The following is a 23,207-nucleotide window of genomic DNA, read 5'->3' on the forward strand; positions in this document are numbered from 1 at the left end:
AGGATTTTATCATTAAGTTAAAAAACACCTCACCTTCAAAGGAGAGCAAATCTATCCAAAAAAAATTGCACTTACTAATGGAATTTAGGAAGACACAATATCAATATTGTAAGTGTTGAAAGGATTTATCAATACATCCGAAAAGACAAGAAAGAAGGGGGAAATTTGTACCAAAATCTTCGCCATCAACTCAAGCATAGAAAACGCCCTGTATCAGGCAAACGCGAGGTGATTAAAAATAAAAAAAGCATTGATTTGCGTCCAGAAATTGTTTTAAGCAATGAAGAATTTGGTCATTTTGAAGTAGATTTAATCGTCGGGGCAGAACATAAAGAAGCGATTTTGACCATCGTAGAAAGAAAGACAAAATTTTTAATAATGAGGAAGTTAAGTAGTAAAAACGCCAAAAATTTAGCCCAAGCGATGGTAGAGGCTTTGCTTCCTTATAAAGATTTTGTAAAAACCATTACAAGCGATAATGGATTGGAGTTTTATGAACATCAGTATATTAGTAAAAAATTAGAGTGTGATTTTTATTTTGCCAATCCGTATTGTTCTTGGGAGCGAGGATTGAATGAAAATACCAATGGACTTATTCGGCAATATATTCCGAAAGACACTTATTTTGAGAAAGTTAATAAAGAAACAATAAAAGAAATACAACATAAAATTAACCGTAGACCTAGATTAACATTGAATTTTGAGGAACCTAAAAGTTTATTCTATAAATTTGTAATCTAAAAATTGCACTTGGGGGTTGAATCTGCCGAAGAATCTATTTTTCTTTCCCTTAGACTATCAAAATTCTTTTTACTTCTGGATTTGGGAGCATTACTTGAAGGGAAAATAATAGTAGAGTATAGGGATAAATCTATTTCAGCCTTTATGCAGACTTCTGCTAATACAGTAGCATCATACAAAGCGTTGTGGCTCTCTTTGCTACAATAGTTTACCTCATATTTTTCACAAATTTCTTTAAGTTTTTTAGTCTTTAGATTTGGTATTCTATAGCTAAAAATGGAAAGTGTATCCACGAAATAGTAGTCGGAAACGGAGAAAGGTAAATTATAATGTTCAAGAGTTTTTGTAAGTACGGAAAAATCAAAGTTTATTCCGTTATGAGCAATAATATAATTACCTTTTAGGATGTTATTAATTTCATCCCAGATTTCTGGAAAAGTAGGAGAATTTATTGTTTTATCAGCTGTAATGCCGTGAATTCTGGAATTTATAACATTATACTCGTTGTTAGGTGGCTGTATAAGCCACTCTTTTCGTTCCACAATTTTATTATCTCTCACTATGCAAATGCCTAATGCACAAGGAGAACTACGCTTGGCAGTAGCGGTCTCAAAATCAATGAATATAAAGTCCACTTTTATGGTTTTCTGTTCGCTACGAATTTACAGAAAATAAAGGAAATAGAAAAGCCCCACCTAATGGCGGGGCGGGGGTGTAATAAAAATCAGCAATATGGATTACTGAATATTGTAGGCTGCTTTTTTAATCCTTTCGGATAAATCTACTAAAGCTCCCTTTAAAATTTCTTTTTCTTCTGGGGTAAAATCTGCATTAGGCTCACCATTAAAGCCTTTGCCACTCATTTTTTTTGAGAGCCACGAACGGCTTTTTTTAAAATACTGCTCGGATATTTGCCCCCAAGACACTTCCACAATGATGTCCCAAAGTTGTTGTTTCATCGTGAGTTTTTCTTCTTGTTTTTTCGTTGTTATTTCCATAATACTTTGTTTTAACCCCTCCGTAGAGGGGATTTGTTAATTTTCTTTGCTTTCCTCGTTTACTTGTTCTCTGTAATCTAAGTCCATCAATTCATCTAATAAATCTTGAATTTCACTTTCTAACATTCTAGCTCCGTTAGGGTAAGCTTTTCTGTAATTTCGAATGGTCTGTATCAACTGCCATTCTTCTGCTGTAATTTCTTGTGCTTGCATATTGTTTGATTTTTATTACGGTACAAAAATAATCAACATTTTTTGATTACACAAGTTTTTAATCAATTATTTTTGATTTTTTTTCAAATAAAAAAAGAATAGCATTAGGCTATTCTTTCGTTCATTATTTTTTTTACCTCTCGCAGGGCTTTAATTATTTTATCATAGTTTTTTTTGAGAGTTTTTTTGTACCTTTTATATAGGCACTCATATTAGATTTATCTAGTCCGCTAAAAGGTTCTAGGCCAGAAACATTGATAAAATCTAAATCTTTGAAAACTTCCTTAATTAATTCATCATAATCTTTTGCCATTTTTTCCATTTCTGCAAGATAGTATTTTCTGTTTTTTCGAAGTGAATCATCTATAAACCACATTATCGGAATGATTTGTTTATCGGGATATAATTGTGTGAGTTCAAAATATTTATTCTCAAAATTATTGAATTGCCCTATATTTTAGAGGCTTTCTTCGGGAGTTCTTCGGGAATCCTTCCCAAGTCTTCCCAAAAAATGCGATTTTTGGGAAGGATTCCGCAAGGAAACTGCAAGGAAACCCGAAGAAAAATAAAGTGAAAATTATCTTCCAACACATCATTAGGGTTTAAAATTATCTCACTTTTATTGAAAGTTTAATCAAAATAAAAATCAAGATAAAATCAAAAAGTATATTCATATCACTTTCATATCCAAAAACAGCTTACCTTTGCCCTTGAAAATAAAGAAATTCCATTTTGAAAAAAGTAAGAAAAACAATGTATCTATTTTTAGCAATCGTTGCCCTGATTTTAGTAGTGGGTATATGGTTTATCAACCAACCTCAATTCGGAAAAAATCCTTCTGGTAAGCGATTAGAACGCATCAAAAAATCTCCCAACTATCAAGACGGAGGATTTAAAAACCTTTCCGAAACCCCTCAACTGACTTCGGATAAACCTATGGTGGTGCAGTTGTACAAATTCTTCACCGACAAGATAGACCATTTGCGACCTGCAACCCCAATCCCTACCGTGAAAACCGATTTAAAAAACCTTCCAAAAAACGAAAATATATTGGTTTGGCTGGGGCATTCGGGCTATTTTATGCAGATAGACGGCAAAACTTTTTTGATAGACCCTACACTGCTTTCGGGGTCGCCCGTGTCGTTTTTCAACAAGATGTTTGACGGTTCAAACGCCTATCTTCCACAAGATATCCCTGCGGTGGATTACCTCATCATCACGCACGACCATTGGGACCATTTGGATTACGAAACCATCAAACAACTGAAACCTCGCATCGGGAAAGTGGTTACGGGCTTAGGCGTTGGCTCGCACTTTGAATATTGGGGATTTGCAGAAAACAACATCGTAGAACTTGATTGGAACCAGCAAACCTCATTCGGTAATATCAAACTCACAGCCCTACCTGCACGGCATTTTTCCGGAAGAGGACTCCAACCAAAGAAAACACTTTGGGCATCGTTTATGCTCGAAACACCTTCTAAAACCATCTACATCGGTGGCGATAGCGGTTATGACACTTTTTATAAAGAAATCGGAAAACAATTTCCAAACATCGATTTGGCAATCCTCGAAAACGGACAATACGACAAAGATTGGGCATACATTCACATCTTGCCAGAGCAAATTCCACAAGCTATAAAAGACCTGAACCCAAAACGCGTATTGGGCGTTCACAATTCTAAATTTGCCCTCGCCAAACACGATTGGAGAGAGCCTTTGGAGCTTCTTTATCAAAATGCTCAAAAGGAAAACTTCCGCTTGCTTACGCCCAAAATCGGCGATGTGGTTGATTTAAATAACGAAAACCAAACATTTGAAAAGTGGTGGAAATAATTTTGATTTTTAAACAAGGGCAGAAACGCTATGTATAATCATTGTAATAAATTAAGCAAGTAAAGAGTTTTAAAATGCCTAAAATGTATGAAAAAACGATAGAATACATTATTAGAGAATTGATAGAAAAAGAAAAAAAATTAAATTTAAGGAGAGATTATGAATTTTGAAGACATTATTTCTATATTAGCAGTAATTACAACAACAATAGTAGCAGTGGTTTCTATATTTTTGAATCATCGTTCAAATTTGAGACATCAACTATTTTTAGAAAAACTTAGAATATATAAAGAACTTATGGTAATCGTTTCTCAGTCCACAAGTAAGCGTGCAAATAGGGAAAAACTGCGTTTGCGGTTAATAGCTGTCAAACAAGAAATTATATTATTTTCTACTGAGCCAATCATTAGAGAGCTAGCAGATATTGGAGATATTAATTTCACGAATAATGGACAAACAGAAGGTCAAGCAAAAGAGAAATTTGATAGATATTTATCTTTACTAAACTTAATGAGACGAGACTTGCTGAAACAAAATGATAAAATTTCGGATACAACTCTAAAAAGGTTAATTTAACCACTAAAATAATCGGTATAACATGTATTCGGCGTAAAAGTCATATTTGAATTTGGGAAGTAATTTTAGGGATATTAGGCGATGAGAAATGATTATGGGATGGTGAAAAGATGATAACAGGAACTACTGCACAAATATTTTTTCTGAGCATGCGAAAGAACTGATTCAGTTTTATAGGAAAATATTAGAGATACCTTTATTAAAACTAATGTTAATGATTCAAATGGGATTTATCTTGGCTTTAATGATATAGTAGTATAGTAGTGATAGCTGAATTTGTTTGATAAATGGCTTTTGTTTAGTATTAGCTCGTCAAATCCCAGTCTGCCGAGTTGAATAAAACTAAATACAAGCCATAAGAACAAGGGAAATGAAACACATAGAATTTTAATTTTTGACAAAAGAAGAAATTATGAACGCAATTATAATAGGAGCCACAGGCGCTACCGGAAAAGACCTACTCCAACAAATCCTAAAAGACGATACCTTTACGCAAGTGACTATTTTCGTGCGAAAGCCCATCAGCATACAGCACCCAAAACTCACCACACACATCATTGATTTTGATGAGCCCGAAGCCTGGAAACACCTAGTAACAGGCGATGTACTATTCTCCTGCCTAGGCACCACCCTAAAAGCAGCAGGAAGCCAACAAGCCCAATGGAAAATAGACTACGACTACCAATACCAATTTGCCAAAGCAGCTAAAGACAACGCCATAAAGCATTATGTTTTGGTATCTTCTACCGGTGCCGATTCCCAATCGCGGTTTTTCTATATGAAAATGAAAGGAGCACTAGAAGACGCCGTAAAAACACTCCACTTTGAACACTTGACCATCTTCAACCCTCCAACCCTCATTCGCAAAAACAGCGACCTAGCAGGGGAAAACATCGGAGTAAAAGTACTTCAATTCCTCAACAAATTCGGACTTTTCGCCTCACAAAAACCACTACCCACCGAGCAACTCGCCCAAGCAATGCTACTAGTAGCCAAACAGCCTAACAACACCCTTCACTTCACCCGAAAAGAGATAGACGAGATTTTGAAAAAGTGATTTTTGAGGATTGGAGTTTTAATTGTTTTTCATTCAAGCAATAAACCTAAAAATCCGAAAATATAACTAACCGATATGTATATTTTTGCAAAATCAGATGCTAAATGATATATGATTGTTGTATATTTGAGAGCGTGAATGATACATAAGTAGTTAGGCTAAAACGACACAGTTCAACGAAAAATCACGATATGAAAAATGAAACATTACGACCGTTCAATAAAAATTGCATTTGACAAAACATCAGGAGAAATTCTTGATGCTGACGAAATATTTGACATCACCAAAAGTGCTTTTGAAGTAAGAAAGAAATATCACGAAAGAGATCTTGTCCTTTCTTGCTGTGAGTGTGGACAAGACTTAATCGTTTCGAGTAGCAAGTATGACAGACTGCATTTTAAACACAAACCAGGACACGGTTATTGTATTTTAGCAGATGGAAAACTTACACCACGAGAACACGAAAAACTTACAGAGATTTTAAAAGCCAAAGAAAGCAATAGACACAAAGAACTAAAAAATAAAATTGGAGAACTTTTAAAAAATGTTTCTGGCGTTGATGTAAACACCATTCTAATTGATAACAAGTTTATAATCAAAGATAATGAGAAACGAAGACCCGATGTTTATTGCAAATTTCAAGACAAAGAACTTGTATTTGAAATTCAACTTTCAGACTTGTCGCTTAGCTACATTCTAAGTCGCTACAACTTTTACAAAAAACACGGAATATATCTAATTTGGATACTTGACAATTTTGACATTCATAATCAAGGAACATTAGAACGAGATATTAAATATCTAACTAAATATGAAAATTTCTTCAAACTTGACGAGAAATCAGAAACGTTAAAACTTGAATGTGAGTACAAGTTTCCATTTTTGACAGATGACAATAAACTTCTTACAAAATGGCTCAAAAAGTCTGTTACATTAAACGAGTTAAAATTTGACAGCGAAGTTTTTCAAGCGTTTTACTACAATTTTGGTGATAATAAATCAAAAATCGAAACTCTTCAAAAACAAAAAGAGCAGGAAATTAAAGAAGAGGAAAGAAAAAAACGCGAACAAGAAAAACTTGAAAGTGCAAAAAAAACAGCGAAGAACTTAATTGCTAAAATTGCAGACTTCCGAAAACGAAAAATTCAAAATTTTGACAGTATTTCAAATGAAATTGAGGAATTGAACGATTTTGAACTCAGTGTGCTGAATGAAATTTTGAACTTAAAAGGAAAAAATAAATCACCTTTAATCAAATGGATTGATGAAGCTACCGAAGCCGATGTTACTTTTCTTACTTTTATTTTAAAAACCAGTAAAATTGAACTTTATATAAATGTAACAGATAATGGAAGAACACCTTTTCAGGCAATATTTGAGAACGAAAAAATTCGCAAAACTACGCCAATATTATCCTTATTTCAAGCAGGTTACAAGCTAAAAGAAAGAGACAATGAAACTCTTTTTGAGCTTCAAAAAAAACAAAAAATATTTGATGCAGACTTTCATATTTTTAAAATTTGTAACAACTTAACCAACAGAACTCTTGTTCATTGTGCGTATCATTTTTCAAAATTACTTTTCATTATTGAATCAGCCCGCAAGGACGAATTAATAACATTCAAGTTTACGGGAAACCAATGGATCTCTTTTGCTAACAACGCTATCCAACATTACGGCGAGTATTGGGAATATATTGAATTAGCATTTAAAGAATTTGGTCTTTGGGACAAACTAATTAAACTTGATAGGAAAAACACTTTTCAAAACAAAGTTAAACAATTATACTCAAAAATGCCAAATCAAAAATATGACTTTGATGAAGTGTTTAATGACCTTTATCCAGAAATGGTAACAAATATATTCAATCAATGAAAAAAGATATTTAAAATGGGAAAACAAATGCGAAAACGCCAAACGGATTTGCAGGAGACTTTCTAATGGTTAGAAAACTCCAAACAGATTTGCAGGAAACTTTCGCACCTTACGAAAAACGAATAGAGTAAATAATGATTTTTTTTTGGAATAAAATTTGAATCAAAAGAGAATGAATTTTTATAATAATTTATAAATAAAATGAAGAAAATAATTTTGTCCTTCGTTACCATTACCACTATTTTATCTTGCATCAGTCAGTCCCCAAAAACAAAGCAAGTAAGTGGAAAATCTTCCCTTATTGGCAATTATGTTTCTGATAGCTATGCCAATCGTAAGCAAGGCTATGACTGGGTTTCAGTTTCTATTTTTGATGCGGGGAATGATTATCTAAAAATTTCGGTGCGTTCCAGAGCCGATTTAAAAAAGCCTACTTGCACCTTCGATGGCGTAGCAAAAAAGATAAATGATAACACCTATGAATATCAAAAAGATAATCAAAGTATGTTATTTACTTTTTCCAAAGAGAATTTAGCCATAAGCCCTAAAAATGAAACGGATAAAAATTTCCTTCGTTTTTATTGTTCAGGAGGCGGAAGTTTAGAAAATACTTATAAAAAGATAAAAGAAGAATTGGATAATTCGCAAATTGGCAAGACAAACTAAATAGGTAGCTGATAAAGAATTAAAGTTTATAAATTGAATATTCTCCCCTACTCCTCCTCCCCTTTTCAAAAACAAAATAGAAATGATCCTGATGCTGGATAGTTTTGGACTTTGCGGCATTCCAGAAAACTGTATTAATGCCCTATTCGAAAGCTCACTGTCTGATTTCACTTGCGTTTCTAATAATACTGATGTAGATAATGATACCTTTGCAAGAATCATTTAACTCCTATTTTTTTTAGTATTTGGATGTTTTTTTTTTTTAGAAAATGTGTTTTTTAAAATTCAAAATGGTGTTTTTTTTCATGATTTTTCTCGATTTTTCCGAGTGATTCTAACCAAAATCACCCTTTTTTGAGCTTTTTTCATTAAAAAGCAGGAGGATCTATCTCCATCTTTGGACTTCGCTTCAGATTGTAGGCAATAGCTTCCAAAATATGTTGTGTGTGCACTTTTGCCAAGCCTTTCAGTCGCGTGCAACCCACGCCAAACCATCGCTTTTGGCTCCCAAAAGTTCGCTCCACTACCCAACATGTCTTTGATATTAATCGGTGAACGTCTTCTCCCATTTGCTCAATGGTTTGTTTTTCTTTATCTTACACTGTATGAGCAACATTTTGAAAAGCAGTAGCCCATCGTAAGGTTTTATAAGGCGAATATATAAATTAATTACTTAATATTTAAATAGCTATTTCTTGTTTCTTGACCTGCAAAGGTCTCATATTATAAATTGCTGATATTTGCAACTCAGTCCGAGGGTTTCTATTGATAGAAGCATTTGTTATGGCAAAGTTTTTGCAAAACCAGAATTATGAATCGAATTTTAATATTATTAGTTATTTCATTTTCAACTTTAGGATTTGCTCAGATTGACAATATCCGCTCAGGGGAACACCTGCATTACCGCATCCATTATGGGGTATTGAATGCTGGGACAGCCACACTCACTGCCAAGCAAATTAATTACAAGGGCACTCCACACCTCTATGTAAAAGGGATAGGGCGTTCTACAGGAGCTGTAAGAGCTTTCTTTAAAGTAGATGACTTGTACGAAAGCTATATCAATACACAAACAGGGCTACCCAGCTACTATGTAAGAAATGTAAAAGAGGGAAGCTACAGCCAGCATCTGCACGCCAATTTCAACCACGCCAATCACACTTTGGTTTTAACGGATAAAAAAAATCCTGCCAATGGCTCTAAAACCATCAACACCGTAAAGGGCATCCAAGATATGCTATCGGCATTTTACTACCTGAGAAACCTTGGGGACAACGATTTGAAAACAGGCAAAACCGTAAGATTAAATGTCTGGGTGGATGATGAGATGTTTCCCTTTATGCTCAGAGTAGATGGAACAGAAAATGTGAAAACCAAATTTGGCACCATCAATTGCTTGAAAATAACACCAATGGTAATGAGCGGAAGAGTCTTTAAAGCAAAGGAAAGCGTAACAATGTGGGTAACCAACGACCAAAACCGCATCCCCGTAGCCATAAAAGCTGAATTAGCAGTTGGCTCTCTGAAAGCCAGTATAGAGGAATATAAAAATGTGATGTATCCTCTTAATTTCAAAAAGTAATTGGAAATCAGATTCTAAAGCCATAACTCTTAAAAGTTCAAAAAAGTAATTTTTTGGGCTTTTATTTTTACCAAAACTCTATGATTTCAGTTTCCTTATAGGTTTTTGTTTTGAGATTTTGTATTTTTGGCATCAATCTAATTTTATATTAAAAATGACATTCAAAGAACAAATTTTACAAGGAATACCAGAGGTTTTACCTCCTGTGCAAGAATACGATACTACGATAAATCACGCACCTAAACGCAAAGAAATACTTACAGACGAAGAGAAAAAACTAGCACTTCGCAATGCTCTTCGTTATTTCGAACCCAAACACCACGCAACGCTCATCCCAGAGTTTAAAGAAGAATTGGAGAAATACGGGCGTATCTATATGTATCGTTTCCGTCCGACTTACAAAATGTATGCTCGCGATATCGCTGATTATCCCGGAAAGTCTACTCAGGCAAAGGCAATCCAAATGATGATTCAAAACAACTTGGACTATGCCGTGGCACAGCACCCACACGAACTCATTACCTATGGTGGAAACGGAGCTGTGTTTAGCAACTGGGCTCAATACCTGCTTACGATGAAATATCTGGCAGAAATGACCGATGAGCAAACTTTGGTAATGTATTCAGGACACCCAATGGGATTATTTCCATCGCATAAAGACGCTCCATGCGTGGTAGTTACCAATGGAATGATGATTCCTAACTATTCTAAACCAGATGATTGGGAAAGATTCAATGCTCTTGGGGTAACGCAATACGGACAAATGACTGCAGGAAGTTATATGTACATCGGCCCACAAGGTATCGTACACGGAACGACCATTACGGTATTGAACGGATTTAGAAAAATAGGTAAAAACCCTTCAGGAAGTTTGTTTGTAACCTCAGGATTGGGAGGTATGAGTGGTGCACAACCAAAAGCAGGAACCATTGCAGGATGTGTTACGGTATGTGCAGAGGTAAATCCAAAAATCACTAAAATCCGTCACGAGCAAGGATGGATACACGAGATTATTACCGACCTTGATGCCCTAGTAGCACGCGTACGCAAAGCACAAGAGGCAAAAGAGGTGGTGTCAATCGCTTACCTTGGAAATGTGGTAGATGTTTGGGAAAAATTCGACGAAGAAAACCTGTATATCGATTTAGGTTCAGACCAAACCTCACTTCACAACCCTTGGGCAGGAGGGTATTATCCAGTAGGACAATCTTTTGAGGAATCCAACGAAATGATGGCAAACCAACCAGAATTGTTCAAAGAAAAAGTGCAAGAAACTTTGAGAAGACACGCTGCTGCTATCAACCGCCATACAGCCAAAGGCACCTATTTCTTCGACTACGGAAATGCCTTTTTATTAGAAGCAAGCCGTGCCGGAGCTGATGTGATGAATCCAAACCCTACCTTGGGAAGAGAGTTTAAATATCCATCGTATGTACAAGACATTATGGGGCCAATGTGTTTCGATTACGGGTTTGGGCCATTCCGTTGGGTATGTGCATCCAACAATCCAGAAGATTTGAAAAAAACCGACGATATCGCCTGCGAAGTATTGGAAGAAATGATTAAAAATTCTCCAGAAGAAATACAACAGCAGATGAAAGATAACATTCAATGGATTCGTGGGGCTCAAGAGAATAAATTAGTAGTAGGTTCTCAAGCGCGTATCCTTTATGCAGATGCCGAAGGACGAATGAAAATTGCCGAAGCGTTTAACAAAGCCATTGCAGCAGGAAAAATAGGGCCAGTAGTATTAGGACGCGACCACCACGATGTTTCAGGAACCGATTCTCCATACCGCGAGACCTCTAATATCTATGACGGTTCTCGTTTCACGGCAGATATGGCAATCCACAATGTGATAGGCGACAGTTTCCGCGGAGCTACTTGGGTTTCTATCCACAATGGCGGAGGTGTAGGCTGGGGCGAAGTAATCAACGGTGGATTTGGTATGCTACTAGACGGTACAGAAGATGCCGACAGACGCTTGAAATCGATGCTGTTTTGGGATGTAAACAACGGAATTTCTAGAAGAAGCTGGGCAAGAAACGAAGGTGCAATCTTTGCAATTAAGAGAGCGATGGAAGTAGAACCTCTCCTAAAAGTGACTTTGCCTAATATGGTAGATGATACACTTTTATAGGGGAAAGATATGAATCAAAGAAAAAGGCTGTTTCATTTTTGAAACAGCCTCTTTTTTATTTTAGTTGATTACTGTAGGTGGTACAGAAGTATCTATCTGTGCAGCATCCAAGCGTTGTTTTATATTAAAAATAGCTTGGCTTTTGGCATCTGTAACATTGGTATCGGAAGACATTACAAAATGAACTTGAAAATCGTAAGCTCCCATTTTCTGATTGGTAAAAACCACTTTAGCCACTTCTGGTCTAGAAACATACGCCGCTGTTTTCAGCTCATCTAAAATAATATCTTGAAGTTGATTGAGGTTTACGGTATTAGGCACCTCAAAATCTATAATCACTTTTCTATCTTGAGATTCACTAAAATTAATAAACGGGGAATTGAATATCTGTTGATTGGGAATATAATACTTTCTACCATCATCGGTAAAGAGCTTCGTAGTAAGAAATCCTATCTCTACCACCTTCCCTGTAATGTTCCCTATCTGTACCGTATCTCCCACCTTGAAAGCATTATCGATATTCACCAGCATTCCAGAGAACATAGAGGAAACAATATCCTTCAATGCAACCCCTGCAATGATACCCGCTACCCCCAAACTTCCTAATAGCTTCACAAAAAAACCACTCATTCCCATTATTTCAAGAGAGATAAATGTCCCTACAAGGAGAATAAGAAATCTAAAAAATCCTATGAGATTGATTACCGTTTCGTGATTTCTGGCTTTGGGAAATAGTTTTTGAAATAGCCTAACGCTCATCTTACTCAGAAACTTACTGAAAAAGATGAAAAATAAAAATACTGATAAACCAACCACCAAACTTGGGGTAAGCTCTGCAAACTTCACCCACCAATTGTTAAGCACTTTCCAAACTAAATCTACATATTTTTTACTTTCTTCCATAAATCAATAACTTTAATATTTTTTTAATCAGTTATACCGCCGCGTTTTTCCATCAGACTGTACCAGCCATATTTTATACTCTGGGTACTGCTTAGCAAGAGCCTTGGCTTGTTTTTTATCCAGAAGCATCAGCGTGGTACTTAGAAAATTTGCCAATTCTGCATTTTTCCCTTTCACGGTAACACTCACATTTTGTGTAGATGGCATTCCCGTTTTAGGATTGATGATATGCCCATAGCGTTTTCCATCAATGAAGACAAACTTCTCATAATCCCCACTGGTGAGGATGGCTTCATCTTTCACACAAACACTTTGCAGCGTTTTGCTTCGTCTAAAAGGATTCTGTAGCCCAATCCGCCAGCAGTCTTTTCCTGGTGGATTTCCAAACACATACAAATCTCCTGCCGCATTGACCAAAATATGCTCTACGCCCTTACTTTTCATCTTTTCAGCGGCTCGCTGTGCGGCATAAGCCTTGCCTATAGAACCAAAACTCACCTTGGATTTGCTCAATTGCAAAAATACCGATTTTTGAGTTTCATCTAATTGAATATGCTGATACCCTACGGTTTTCAATGCCTTGTTCAGTTGTTCCTGAGTGGGCAATTCGTTCATAGAACCATCAAATTTCCAAATCCGCTCCATTCCCGCATAGGTAATATCAAAAATTCCATCTGAAATTTGAGAATACCGGATAGCTCTTTTAAAGAGCTCAAAAACCTCCTGACTGACCTTCACCGCTTGATGCCCTGCCATAGCATTGATTTTGGAAACGGGCGTATGAGGTAGCCAATCTGATATTTCATTCTCTATCCGTACCACCTCTGCAATGCCTTCCGCAATGGCTTTTTTACTGAGAGCTTCATCATCATTATACACCACGAAAGTAAAAGGCGAGCCCATCAGTAGCGTATCTTGCTTCCATTGCTTTTGAGAAAAAGCAAAGCAGGGTAATAATAACAATAGCAATGCAAAAACTCTCATTTAGTAACAATCTGTTTTGATTTGATAATTTTCATAATACAACGCCAGCGTTTCTTTGGCATTGATACGGAGCAACTCAGCCTCCAAAATGGCATTAACATCTTCCTTTAAGCTCAACGCCCCACAAAGGTAAATAGAATTTCCCTTCTGCAAATGCTGAAGCAAATGCCCTGCATCTATAGCAATAGACTTCGTTACGCGGCATCCGTGTTCTACTTTGGTATAATTCCAAGCCTTGATGCTCACCTGATTGTTAGCTTCCAATGCTTTCACCCAATGGTGCAGGGTGTCTATCTCCTGCTCTTGGTATCTAAACCCCGCATAGAGCCACATTGGTATGCCTTCCACATTTTGAGCCATCATTCCTAAAAATGGTGCTATTCCCGTTCCGTTTGAGATAAAAATCACAGGTTTTTTGTTCCAATGGAAATCTGTATGCGGCTCTACTGCAGCTACAATTTTATCACCTTTTTTTAATGTTTTCAAAAATTCTGAACAGCGTCCTCCTGGATAATATTTCACCAGCAAATGGATACTATTTTCTAAAACACTGATGGAATAATAGCGGTATTCATCTGTATTGGGAATATAAATTCTGAGCAAATCGCCGCTATTCACTTGGACATCTGGCAAGGATAATTTTAATGTAAAATATTGATTTTCATTAGAAATATCACTCTTTTCTAAAATTTCAATCTCCTTAGATACTAGTTTTTCTATTCTTTCTTGGTAATGTAAATTCCACGCAAAAGCATCATTCACCTGATGTTCCCAATGCCTAATGCCCTCTTCTTCCCTATCATTGATTTTGGAAAATACTACAACATTAGCACCAAACCCCTTATCTTCAACCGTTTGAAATACCTCTTGCGCAAAGGCATTAAAACGAGGATACGCCTTTGAACCCAAACCTAAAATAGCGATTTTCACATCATCTCCTATTTCGGTTTCGGAAAACTTTTTCAGAAATTGAGAGCCATTATCTGGGGCTTCGCCATTGCCATAAGTGGCTGCCAATAATAGCAATCGTTTCATTTTAGGGAATTGTTGCCATTCATTCATCGTGGCAAAATACACCTTCTCACCCATCTGCTGTAGCCCAATGGCATAGCCCAAAGCTTGCTGGGCTGTACTTCCACCTTCAGAAGCATAAAGTATAATGGTTTCCGCTGCTTCAAAAGAACTGAACTTGTGAGCCACGGTAGGTTTTTGGCGTTTTTTGAGAATCACCAACCCCGATAGTACAAACCCAGGGATGCTCAGCGATGCCAAAGTGATTAGCATTGCCCAAGAGATACTCCCCTGCCCGGTGTGCAGGCGGTACGCCCATAGTTTGATTTGCTCGGTGTTGCCTACCAACTGCTGCGATGCTATTGCTCCTGTATTAAAGTTTAATTCATAGATGCCTTCGGTGGTTTCTATCTTATAATTTTCAGATTCATCAAAGGGAAAATCCATTGATTTTAAATCCTTTATAGAAAGTTGTTTCAAAAATGGAAATTCAGATACCGTAATGGTTTTAGCATCTTTAGAAGGTTCAAATGTCTGAACCGATGAGGGTGTAACGCTAAGATATTCAAACCGATGAAGAAATAATACCGATGCTGTAATGGCTAAAATCATCAAAGGAAGTACTGCCAATCTCCCTACAGAATGGTGGTAGGTTGTTGCCCAGTTTTGGTACCGCCACTTGATCCAAAGATGGTGTTTTACAGGAATGGTCTTCACCATTAATAGTAGCCCCGTAACCAAGGTGATGAAAAATAAAACGCTCAGAATGCCCACCAAATACCTTCCCGTGCTATCCAAAAACAAGGAGCGGTGAAGTACCGTGGTAAACTCTACCCATTGAGGTTTTTCTATTTTTTGGGAACCAATGGCTCCCGTTTCCAGATTGACCATCCCTTTGATTTCGTTATAATCTTCATCAAAAGCCTGAGCCTCCAGATTGCCGTGATCATCTTTTTTCAACGCAACCACTTCGGCATAATGTTGTTGCATCTTTTGCACTACGGCAGCCACACTTTGTCCAGATTCTGCCGAGGAATTCAATACTTCATTAATACCCAAAATAGCGCCCGTAACAGACGCTATCATTATATAAATAGAAACTATAAGAGCAATACTTAAGTGTGAATATTGCCAGATTTTTTTTATCATTATAAGCTGTTTAGTTTTGCAAATCTAATATAGCCTTTGCCATCTACCTTATTAAGAATAGTAGCAGTTTCCAACGAGATATCCAGCTCTACAGGGACATAATCGCCGTGCTCTACGGAACTTTCAAAACGGATTTTGTAGCCCTTATTCATCATTGCATTATCAATACTTACAGTAAACACATTACGCTTCCCCCCTGAAACCGATGCTCCTGTAATGGCATCTAGTTTTTCTTTGGATTTGCTTTGCCCAGCATACCATTGTTTCAGATTTTTGTACCAACGCTCATCATCGCCCATCACGCTAAGGGATTTCACATATTTTCCTTGAGGATTAATGATGTAGGCTGTGATATAAGCACCTTCACCTGTATAGTTCTTCATCTGAAGCATACACTTGTATTTGGTACTCTGAGCCATTGCCAACGCTCCTAAAAACAGCAGAACTACAGCGGATATTTTGAAGAAATATTTTTGCATTTTATTTACTTTAAAAAATTAAGGTCGGTTTTATTTTTAATCAACAATTCATTATCTGTTGCTATTTGGAAAGCAGTTTCATCAAAGCTATTTTTAATGGTTTTATCGGCTCCCCACTGCACCAGTTGGCTGAGGACTTTATCATTTTTAGCCACCATTGCATTGATGATAAGTGCAGTTTCGCCTTCGCTATTTTTCGCATTGATATCAGCGTTATAGCCGTATGCCAATTCTACCAAAGCTGGAATATCTTTAGCTGCTGCCAGATGCAAAATTGTATTGCCATTCCCATCTTTTTGGGCAAAATCAAATCCTTTTTCTTTCAGCAAGGCTAGTTTGGCTGTAATATCCTTGATGGCATTAGGGTTTCGTGGATTGTATCCCTCAAAAATGTAGTACAATAGATTAGCTCCTTTGATATTTCGGGCATCTAGCTTTGCACCTTTGTCTAGCAATAAGCCCATACTCTCTGAAGCCCCCGACTGAACCGCCGCCATCAATGGCGTTTGCCCTTGTCCATTCCCTGTATTCACAAGGGTTTGAGCATTTTTAGCCTGTCCTAAAATCAGTTTTAAATTATCCGCTTTTTTATTTCTTGCGGCGTAGAATAGCGGCGTTGCTCCTTCTTTGTCCACCTTTGCCACATCGGCTCCTTTTTCTACAAGATACTTTACCGAAGCTTCTGAACCATCTTTCCCAGCCAAATAATGCAGGGCATTTTTCCCTTGTGGCGATACGGTGTTTGCCTTAATATTCAGTTTCTCTACTAGGAAAACGAAGATGGGCAATTCATTGGTCTTTCTGGTTCCTTCCGCAGCAAACATCAGGGCTTGGTCTGTATAGGCGTATCCTGCCGAAATCAACTTAGACAATAATGCTTCGTTACCCGCTTTCGCTGCATAATCTACAATAGTTCTGCCGTACTTATCTGTTTCCTTAACATTGATTCCTTTGGAAATAAAGTAATTGGTAATCGCCAAATCTTCAGAGTCTCTTAAAGAAGCCTGCAAAGCGAGATTGGCACCATTTTCATCTTTCTGATGGAGAGGATAGCCGGCATTGATAAACTTCTCAATGGTTTCTTTCTGCATTCCTCCAATCAGTCCAAAGACAAATGGCGTTCTTCCCCCTGTATCCTCTGCAAACATATCCGAACCACCTTTCAAAAGGTATTCTACCAATGGAGCATTGTTTCTCATTGCTGCCCAATGGAGGTAGATTCTACCATCGTGGGTAATCTTATTGGTAGCATTACCAGGCTGAGACATCAGATAAATAATAGTTTCTAAAGGAGCATCGTTATTAATGGCGATGGTCACCACATCAAACTGTCCTGCATTGCTTTCAGAAGGGTCATTTCCTGCAGCAATATCTGCTTTCACGGTTTCTACATTAGGCTGAGCTTTCCAATATTCTGGCGTAAGAAATTTACTCTGTGCAGAGAACCATCCTGAAAATAGGATTCCTATGGTAAGTACAATTTTTTTCATTGTAAGATGACGATTTTTAATTTAATTGAATATTTTTTCTAATCAATTTTATTTAGACTGAATTAAAATTACCCCGCAAAAGTAATAAAGAACTTTTGAACTGCAAAATTTTATTTGGAATAATTCTAAATTAAATCTAAATTATGCTTTAAGCCATAAGCTACACTTCATCACATTAAAAACCTCATACAGACTACCCTACCATCTCTTGAAGTTCTAACCAACGGAGCTCCATTGTTTCCAACTGGTCTGAAACCTCCTGAAGCTGTGCTGATATTTTGGAGATTTTTTCATAATCTGTCTCGTTGTTAAGAGCTTCCAAAATCTGCTGGCGTTGAGTTTCTAACTGAGGCATTTCTTTTTCTATGGTTTCCAATTCTCGCTGCTCTTTGAAAGAGAGTTTCTTTTTAGGCTTAGTAGATTCTTGTACTTGTGGTGGTTCTGGCTTGGCTGCAACGCTCTCCTGATGTTTAATTTTCTGTTCCTGACTTTTGTGTTCCCTATATTCTGAAAAATTGCCTACAAAATCTTTGATTTTTCCTTCGCCCTCAAAAGCTAAGATATGATCTACAATACGGTCCATAAAATACCTATCGTGCGATACGATGATAAGGCAACCCTGAAAGTTTTGCAGAAAGTTTTCTAAGACGGTAAGGGTGGGCAAGTCCAAATCATTGGTAGGCTCATCAAAAATCAGAAAATTAGGATTTTGATAAAGCACATACATCAGATGCAGACGGCGTTTTTCTCCACCAGACAATTTAGAAATCGGTGAGTATTGGGCTTGGTCGTCAAACAAAAACAGCCTCAGAAACTGAGATGCAGAGATAGTCTTCCCATTGGCCAAAGGAAAGTTTTCAGATATTTCTTTGATGAAATCTATCACTCTAACCTCTTCATTATAAGCCAATCCCTTCTGAGAAAAATAGCCAAACTGTATGGTTTCGCCTGTTTCTATCTCGCCAGAATCCATTGGCTCCAAGCCTTGAATGATATTGAGCAAAGTGGATTTTCCAGCCCCGTTTTTCCCTACAATACCTACCTTTTCACCTCTTTGGAATTGGTAATTAAAATCCTTTAATAAGGTTAAATCACCATAACTTTTGTTGATATTCTTAAGTTCAAGGATTTTCTTTCCGAGGCGTTTCATTTCAAAATCCAATTCCAAACCTTGCTTTTTGGTATTGGTTTTGGCTACTTTTTCCGTTTCGTAGAAGGCATCAATTCTTGATTTAGACTTGGTGGTTCTTGCCTTGGGCTGCCGCCTCATCCATTCCAGCTCCTTACGGTATAGATTGTTGGCTTTGTCTATGGTTGCATTCAGATTATCTTCTCGTATCGCTTTGTTTTCCAGATAGGTAGCATAACTCCCATTGTGAACATAGAGCGTTTGGTCTTCCATTTCCCAAATGGTATCACATACGGTATCCAGAAAATACCTATCGTGTGTCACCAATAATAAAGTAATCTTAGCTTTAGACAAGTAGTTTTCTAGCCATTCTACCATTTCCACATCGAGGTGGTTGGTAGGTTCATCCATAATGAGTAAGACGTGGCGGTGCTCAGCACGGGTCTCTGTAAGCAGTTTAGCCAAAGCCACCCTCTTGATTTGTCCCCCAGAAAGCGTTCCCATCTTGGCATTAAGATGGGTAATTTTCAGCTGAGAAAGAATCTGTTTCATTTCGTTTTCTAAATCCCACGCTTTCTGATTTTCCATTTCTATGATGGCTTTTTCCATTGCCTCGGCATCATTAGAGACCAAAGCCTGATGATAGTTTTTCAGAGCCTGAATAGGGGCTGAGTCCAAAGTCATCATAAAGGCTTCTACAGACAAATCTGGGTCAAAAGCAATCTCTTGGTCAAACAGCACTACCTGCACTTCTTTATTGATGCTCACATTGCCTTGGTCTGCAATTTCTTTTCCTAAAAGAATTTTAAGTAATGTAGATTTACCACTTCCATTCTTGGCAACAATGGCGATTTTATCCCCTTCGTTGATATGGAAAGAGATATTTTCAAACAAGGTTTTGATGCCGTAGGATTTGCTAAGGTTTTCTGCCGTGATGTAATTCATTCTCTGAAACTTCTAAATATTTATTCTTGATTACTTATATTGTCCTCCTAAAAACAAAAGCATTGCCCCGTTTTCGTATGAAATTTCCACTTCATCCTCAGTGGCAAAATTGCGGGTGCCAATTCTATCCGTTACACTGAGCGTTTCTCGATTCAAACACCAATTTAATCCTTTCGTCTCAATATTCGTAGCCATTGGAAACGGATACAGTGAAAGTATTTTACCTTTTACCCCTTTGATTTTAAACCCTTTTGGAATAAAAAAATATTGAGCATATTCATCGTGAAATGTAATTTCCATCACTTCCCAAAAACGATACGCCACAGAGAGATTGCCTAGGAAATGATCCATCTCTCCCCCACTTCCGCCATAGACTTCCACTTTTCGGATGCCTTTTTCTTTCAAAATAGTTAAGGCTTTATGAAAATCAGTTTCATCTTGGTTGGGCGTCAAAATAATTTTTTCCTTTGGAATTGCTTCTAAATCTGAAAAAGAATCAAAATCACCAGAAATAAAATCCAATTGTTCCAAAGGAAATCCCTTGGCTCTCAGATACAAGAAAGCTCCATCGGTACAAGCTACAATATCAAATCCACTAGCGATGGGAAGCTGCTTTGGAGGCTCACCATTGATGAACAAAAGTGCTTTCAAACTTGTTTTATTTTTTATTTTTGTCTGCTTCGAGGATCCCAAAACTCTTCTTCTTCACCATTGATTTTGGAAGCGTATCTTGCCAAAACAAACAGATAATCAGACAATCGATTGAGGTATTTTATCAACTCTGGACGAACGGCTTCGGTCTCATTAAGGAAAACCATTGCCCGCTCTGCTCTTCGGCAGACGGTTCTTGCCACGTGCAAGGCTGTTGCCACCCTACCCCCGCCTGGAAGAATAAAAAATTGCAAGGGCTCTAGAGTTTCTTCCATCTCATCCATCCATTGTTCTAGCTCTTCTATTTCGGTTTCGGAGATTATTAATGGTAAACGAGAAGTACCATTGGCAAGCATCAGTTTATCCGCTGGCGTTGCGGACTCTGCCCCCACGGTAAATAAATCAAACTGAATTTTTTTGAGCTGAGAGATGATTTTTTCATCTTTTATTTCACTCTTAGCAACGCCGATAAAGGCATTCAGCTCATCTATAGTGCCATAGCTTTCCACTCTGGCACTGGCTTTGGAAACGCGTGTACCGCCGTATAATCCCGTTTCGCCTTTATCGCCTGTTTTGGTGTAAATTTTCATAATCCTTATTTTTAGTTTTGAGTGTTGAGTTTTAAGTTTTGAAAAAAGAAGAAAGAAGAAAGAGAAAAGACTTTCTTAAGAGTTTTAAGTGTTGAGTGCTGAGTTTTGAGTTATCCCCCTAACCCCCGAAGGGGGAAGAAGTGTTTATATTATTTTTAAAAAAAAATTGAATTTTCACTAATTAACCATTGACAATTAACAATTATCCCTACAGCTTTCTAATCTCTAACCTCTAATTTCTAATCTCTCCCCCCCTTCACATTACGCCTCAAAGGTGTAAACGCCTAAATATTTCAGCTCGGATTGGGCTTGATTCTGAGCTTCCTCTTCTGCATTTTCTTTTTTATAAGTCACATTCAGTGGTACTTTCTGAAGCAGGAACGAGGTATGGGCATTCTTATCTACCACCGTCTTGAAAACCTCTTCTATGGTAGAATTGGCAAGCGATGCAAAGCTTATATCTTCAAAACCGTGGAATAACCTCAACTGCTCTTGCCCTGTAAAATGCTCATCTACAAACCTCTGAAACTGAGATCTACTATCAAAGTTACCACCCCATATTTTATAAGCATAAGATTTCTTTTTCGCCTTGTCTTCTATGCTCTGATAGACGAAATTTTCACCCAAATATGCCTCTCGTACCTGCGGGTCATTGGCCAAGTCTTCGGGAAGTCCTTCCTTTAAAATACGCCCTTCAAACATAATGTAAGTTTTATGCGTAATGGCAAGGGTCTGCTGCACATTATGGTCGGTAATAAGGATACCGATATTCTTATGCGTAAGGCTTCTCACAATCTTCTGAATATCTTCTACCGCAATGGGATCTACCCCAGCAAAAGGCTCGTCTAAGAGGATAAAATTAGGGTCGGTAGCGAGACATCTGGCTATTTCGGTTCTTCTTCTTTCACCTCCAGAGAGCAGGTCGCCTCGGTTTCGGCGGACGTGCTCCAAGGAGAACTCTTCTATCAGCTCATCACATTTCATCTGTTGCTCTTTCTTGGAAAGTTTTGTAAGCTGCAACACGCCCATAATATTCTCTTCCACCGAAAGTTTTCTGAAAACCGATGCTTCCTGAGCCAAATAGCCAATCCCCTTCTGAGCACGGCGGTACATAGCATCGCTGGTGATATTTTGGTCATTGAGGAAGATATTTCCCGAAGTAGGCTTTACCAAACCTACAATCATATAGAAAGATGTGGTTTTCCCCGCACCATTAGGCCCGAGTAATCCTACAATCTCGCCTTGCTTTACCTCTACGGAAACTCCTTTCACTACTTTTTTGGAGCCGTATTCTTTGATTAAATTTTCGCCTCGTAAAATCATACTTTGCAAATATAATTATTAGATTTGAATCTAAGAAAAGGATATATAGAAGCTGTCCGAAAAGTTTGACCAACCGCGTGAGAATTGAATATTTGAATACTCTTTGTGAAGGAGGGTACGAGTAATATTATCAAAAAAAGGCTGTCCAAAACTTTTCGGACAGCCTCTCTCTTCTTTTATGTTAAGCTAAGATAATTTCTTAGAATCTTCGATGAACTGAGCTAATCCTTTATCTGTCAATGGATGATTAAGCAAAGAAAGAATTGGTGCCAGTGGTGAAGTAATCACATCTGCACCTATCTTAGCACAATCTATAATGTGCATAGAATGGCGGATAGATGCTGCTAAAATCTGAGTGCTAAAACCATAATTATCATAAATGGTACGGATTTCGTCTATCAGATTGAGACCATCTACGGAGATGTCATCTAATCTACCCAAAAATGGCGATACATAAGTAGCTCCAGCTTTTGCCGCTAAAAGTGCTTGTCCTGCCGAGAAAATAAGGGTGCAGTTGGTTTTGATTCCCTTATCAGAAAAGTACTTCAATGCCTTTACACCATCTTTTATCATTGGGATTTTTACCACGATATTAGGATGGATGGCTGCAAGCTCTTCACCCTCTTTTATCATTTCTTCATAAGTGGTAGAAAGAACCTCTGCGGAGATATCGCCATCTACGATTTCACAGATGGTTTTATAATGATTTTTAATGGCTTCATTACCGCTGATGCCTTCTTTTGCCATTAGCGAAGGATTGGTAGTTACTCCATCTAAAATTCCGAGATTTTGAGCTTCTTTGATTTGCTCTAAGTTGGCTGTGTCAATAAAAAATTTCATTGTTTACTTTTAATTTTTGTCCTACAAAG

At 37.4% G+C, this 23,207-nt stretch carries 23 protein-coding genes and 1 pseudogene; 9 read left to right on the plus strand and 15 right to left on the minus strand.

Going from position 1 to position 23,207, the window contains the following annotated elements; all coding sequences use genetic code 11:
• Positions 1-105 precede the first annotated feature (105 nt).
• A complete protein-coding gene (locus ACFFUE_RS02385) occupies positions 106-741 on the plus strand; it encodes an IS30 family transposase (protein WP_376832572.1) in 636 nt (211 codons plus the stop codon).
• Here ACFFUE_RS02385 and ACFFUE_RS02390 read toward each other — a convergent pair.
• The 4 genes from ACFFUE_RS02390 to ACFFUE_RS02405 all read right to left on the minus strand — a co-directional run bounded on the left by ACFFUE_RS02390 (position 738) and on the right by ACFFUE_RS02405 (position 2,328).
• Positions 738-1,376, minus strand: coding sequence for an exonuclease domain-containing protein (locus ACFFUE_RS02390; protein WP_376832500.1), 639 nt, complete (start codon positions 1,374-1,376; stop codon positions 738-740). The genes ACFFUE_RS02385 and ACFFUE_RS02390 overlap by 4 nt on opposite strands.
• A gap of 102 nt (positions 1,377-1,478) precedes the next feature.
• Positions 1,479-1,739 (minus strand): DUF5053 domain-containing protein, encoded by a 261-nt coding sequence (locus ACFFUE_RS02395; RefSeq protein WP_376832502.1) that lies wholly within the window; start codon positions 1,737-1,739, stop codon positions 1,479-1,481.
• A 36-nt stretch (positions 1,740-1,775) separates the two neighbouring features.
• The gene (locus ACFFUE_RS02400; RefSeq protein ID WP_376832504.1) at positions 1,776-1,952 is read right to left on the minus strand and encodes a hypothetical protein; all 177 of its coding nucleotides are present in this window, start codon (positions 1,950-1,952) and stop codon (positions 1,776-1,778) included.
• A gap of 154 nt (positions 1,953-2,106) precedes the next feature.
• The gene (locus tag ACFFUE_RS02405; protein ID WP_376832506.1) at positions 2,107-2,328 is read right to left on the minus strand and encodes a hypothetical protein; all 222 of its coding nucleotides are present in this window, start codon (positions 2,326-2,328) and stop codon (positions 2,107-2,109) included.
• Positions 2,329-2,684: 356 nt separating this feature from the next.
• Here ACFFUE_RS02405 and ACFFUE_RS02410 point away from each other — a divergent pair, with 356 nt between their 5' ends.
• From ACFFUE_RS02410 to ACFFUE_RS02435, 6 genes are all read left to right on the plus strand, one after another.
• Positions 2,685-3,788, plus strand: a complete 1,104-nt coding sequence (locus ACFFUE_RS02410; RefSeq protein WP_376832509.1) for an MBL fold metallo-hydrolase — start codon at positions 2,685-2,687, stop codon at positions 3,786-3,788.
• A 159-nt stretch (positions 3,789-3,947) separates the two neighbouring features.
• Positions 3,948-4,364 carry a hypothetical protein gene (locus tag ACFFUE_RS02415; RefSeq protein ID WP_376832511.1) on the plus strand — a complete coding sequence of 139 codons (417 nt, stop codon included), beginning with the start codon at positions 3,948-3,950 and terminating at the stop codon, positions 4,362-4,364.
• Between the two features lie 412 nt (positions 4,365-4,776).
• Complete coding sequence (locus tag ACFFUE_RS02420; protein ID WP_376832513.1) at positions 4,777-5,421, plus strand: NAD(P)H-binding protein; 645 nt, start codon at positions 4,777-4,779, stop codon at positions 5,419-5,421.
• Positions 5,422-5,619: 198 nt separating this feature from the next.
• Positions 5,620-7,296: a DUF6035 family protein gene (locus ACFFUE_RS02425; protein WP_376832515.1), complete on the plus strand. Its 1,677-nt coding sequence runs from the start codon at positions 5,620-5,622 to the stop codon at positions 7,294-7,296.
• 201 nt (positions 7,297-7,497) lie between these two features.
• Positions 7,498-7,962 carry a hypothetical protein gene (locus ACFFUE_RS02430; RefSeq protein WP_376832517.1) on the plus strand — a complete coding sequence of 155 codons (465 nt, stop codon included), beginning with the start codon at positions 7,498-7,500 and terminating at the stop codon, positions 7,960-7,962.
• A gap of 82 nt (positions 7,963-8,044) precedes the next feature.
• Positions 8,045-8,188: a hypothetical protein gene (locus tag ACFFUE_RS02435; protein ID WP_376832519.1), complete on the plus strand. Its 144-nt coding sequence runs from the start codon at positions 8,045-8,047 to the stop codon at positions 8,186-8,188.
• Between the two features lie 142 nt (positions 8,189-8,330).
• On the opposite strand, the gene ACFFUE_RS02440 is transcribed toward ACFFUE_RS02435, so the two are convergent.
• On the minus strand, positions 8,331-8,540 hold the full coding sequence (locus tag ACFFUE_RS02440) for a transposase (protein WP_376832574.1): 210 nt from the start codon (positions 8,538-8,540) through the stop codon (positions 8,331-8,333).
• Positions 8,541-8,773: 233 nt separating this feature from the next.
• Here ACFFUE_RS02440 and ACFFUE_RS02445 point away from each other — a divergent pair, with 233 nt between their 5' ends.
• Complete coding sequence (locus ACFFUE_RS02445) at positions 8,774-9,544, plus strand: DUF3108 domain-containing protein (protein WP_376832521.1); 771 nt, start codon at positions 8,774-8,776, stop codon at positions 9,542-9,544.
• Between the two features lie 154 nt (positions 9,545-9,698).
• Positions 9,699-11,684: a urocanate hydratase gene (gene hutU / locus ACFFUE_RS02450; protein ID WP_376832523.1), complete on the plus strand. Its 1,986-nt coding sequence runs from the start codon at positions 9,699-9,701 to the stop codon at positions 11,682-11,684.
• 60 nt (positions 11,685-11,744) lie between these two features.
• Here hutU and ACFFUE_RS02455 read toward each other — a convergent pair whose 3' ends face one another.
• The 10 genes and pseudogenes from ACFFUE_RS02455 to fsa form a co-directional block, all read right to left on the minus strand.
• Complete coding sequence (locus tag ACFFUE_RS02455; RefSeq protein WP_376832525.1) at positions 11,745-12,587, minus strand: mechanosensitive ion channel family protein; 843 nt, start codon at positions 12,585-12,587, stop codon at positions 11,745-11,747.
• A gap of 27 nt (positions 12,588-12,614) precedes the next feature.
• Positions 12,615-13,571 carry an FAD:protein FMN transferase gene (locus tag ACFFUE_RS02460; protein ID WP_376832527.1) on the minus strand — a complete coding sequence of 319 codons (957 nt, stop codon included), beginning with the start codon at positions 13,569-13,571 and terminating at the stop codon, positions 12,615-12,617.
• Positions 13,572-15,731: a PepSY domain-containing protein gene (locus ACFFUE_RS02465; protein WP_376832529.1), complete on the minus strand. Its 2,160-nt coding sequence runs from the start codon at positions 15,729-15,731 to the stop codon at positions 13,572-13,574.
• Positions 15,731-16,210, minus strand: coding sequence for a DUF2271 domain-containing protein (locus ACFFUE_RS02470; protein WP_376832531.1), 480 nt, complete (start codon positions 16,208-16,210; stop codon positions 15,731-15,733). Before ACFFUE_RS02470 ends, ACFFUE_RS02465 begins: the two co-directional genes overlap by 1 nt.
• Positions 16,211-16,215: 5 nt before the next feature.
• Positions 16,216-17,700: an ankyrin repeat domain-containing protein gene (locus ACFFUE_RS02475; RefSeq protein WP_376832533.1), complete on the minus strand. Its 1,485-nt coding sequence runs from the start codon at positions 17,698-17,700 to the stop codon at positions 16,216-16,218.
• Between the two features lie 193 nt (positions 17,701-17,893).
• Positions 17,894-19,774: an ABC-F family ATP-binding cassette domain-containing protein gene (locus ACFFUE_RS02480; RefSeq protein ID WP_376832535.1), complete on the minus strand. Its 1,881-nt coding sequence runs from the start codon at positions 19,772-19,774 to the stop codon at positions 17,894-17,896.
• Between the two features lie 30 nt (positions 19,775-19,804).
• Complete coding sequence (locus tag ACFFUE_RS02485) at positions 19,805-20,425, minus strand: thiamine diphosphokinase (protein WP_376832537.1); 621 nt, start codon at positions 20,423-20,425, stop codon at positions 19,805-19,807.
• Positions 20,426-20,439: 14 nt separating this feature from the next.
• The gene (locus tag ACFFUE_RS02490) at positions 20,440-21,015 is read right to left on the minus strand and encodes a cob(I)yrinic acid a,c-diamide adenosyltransferase (RefSeq protein ID WP_376832539.1); all 576 of its coding nucleotides are present in this window, start codon (positions 21,013-21,015) and stop codon (positions 20,440-20,442) included.
• 597 nt (positions 21,016-21,612) lie between these two features.
• Positions 21,613-22,338: pseudogene (gene lptB / locus ACFFUE_RS02495) on the minus strand (LPS export ABC transporter ATP-binding protein); the annotation flags it as partial.
• 186 nt (positions 22,339-22,524) lie between these two features.
• Complete coding sequence (gene fsa, locus ACFFUE_RS02500) at positions 22,525-23,178, minus strand: fructose-6-phosphate aldolase (protein ID WP_327984937.1); 654 nt, start codon at positions 23,176-23,178, stop codon at positions 22,525-22,527.
• Between the last annotated feature and the right edge of the window lie 29 nt (positions 23,179-23,207).

The sequence above is a fragment of the Bergeyella porcorum genome, from assembly GCF_042427575.1.
Classification (GTDB): Bacteria; Bacteroidota; Bacteroidia; order Flavobacteriales; family Weeksellaceae; genus Bergeyella; species Bergeyella porcorum.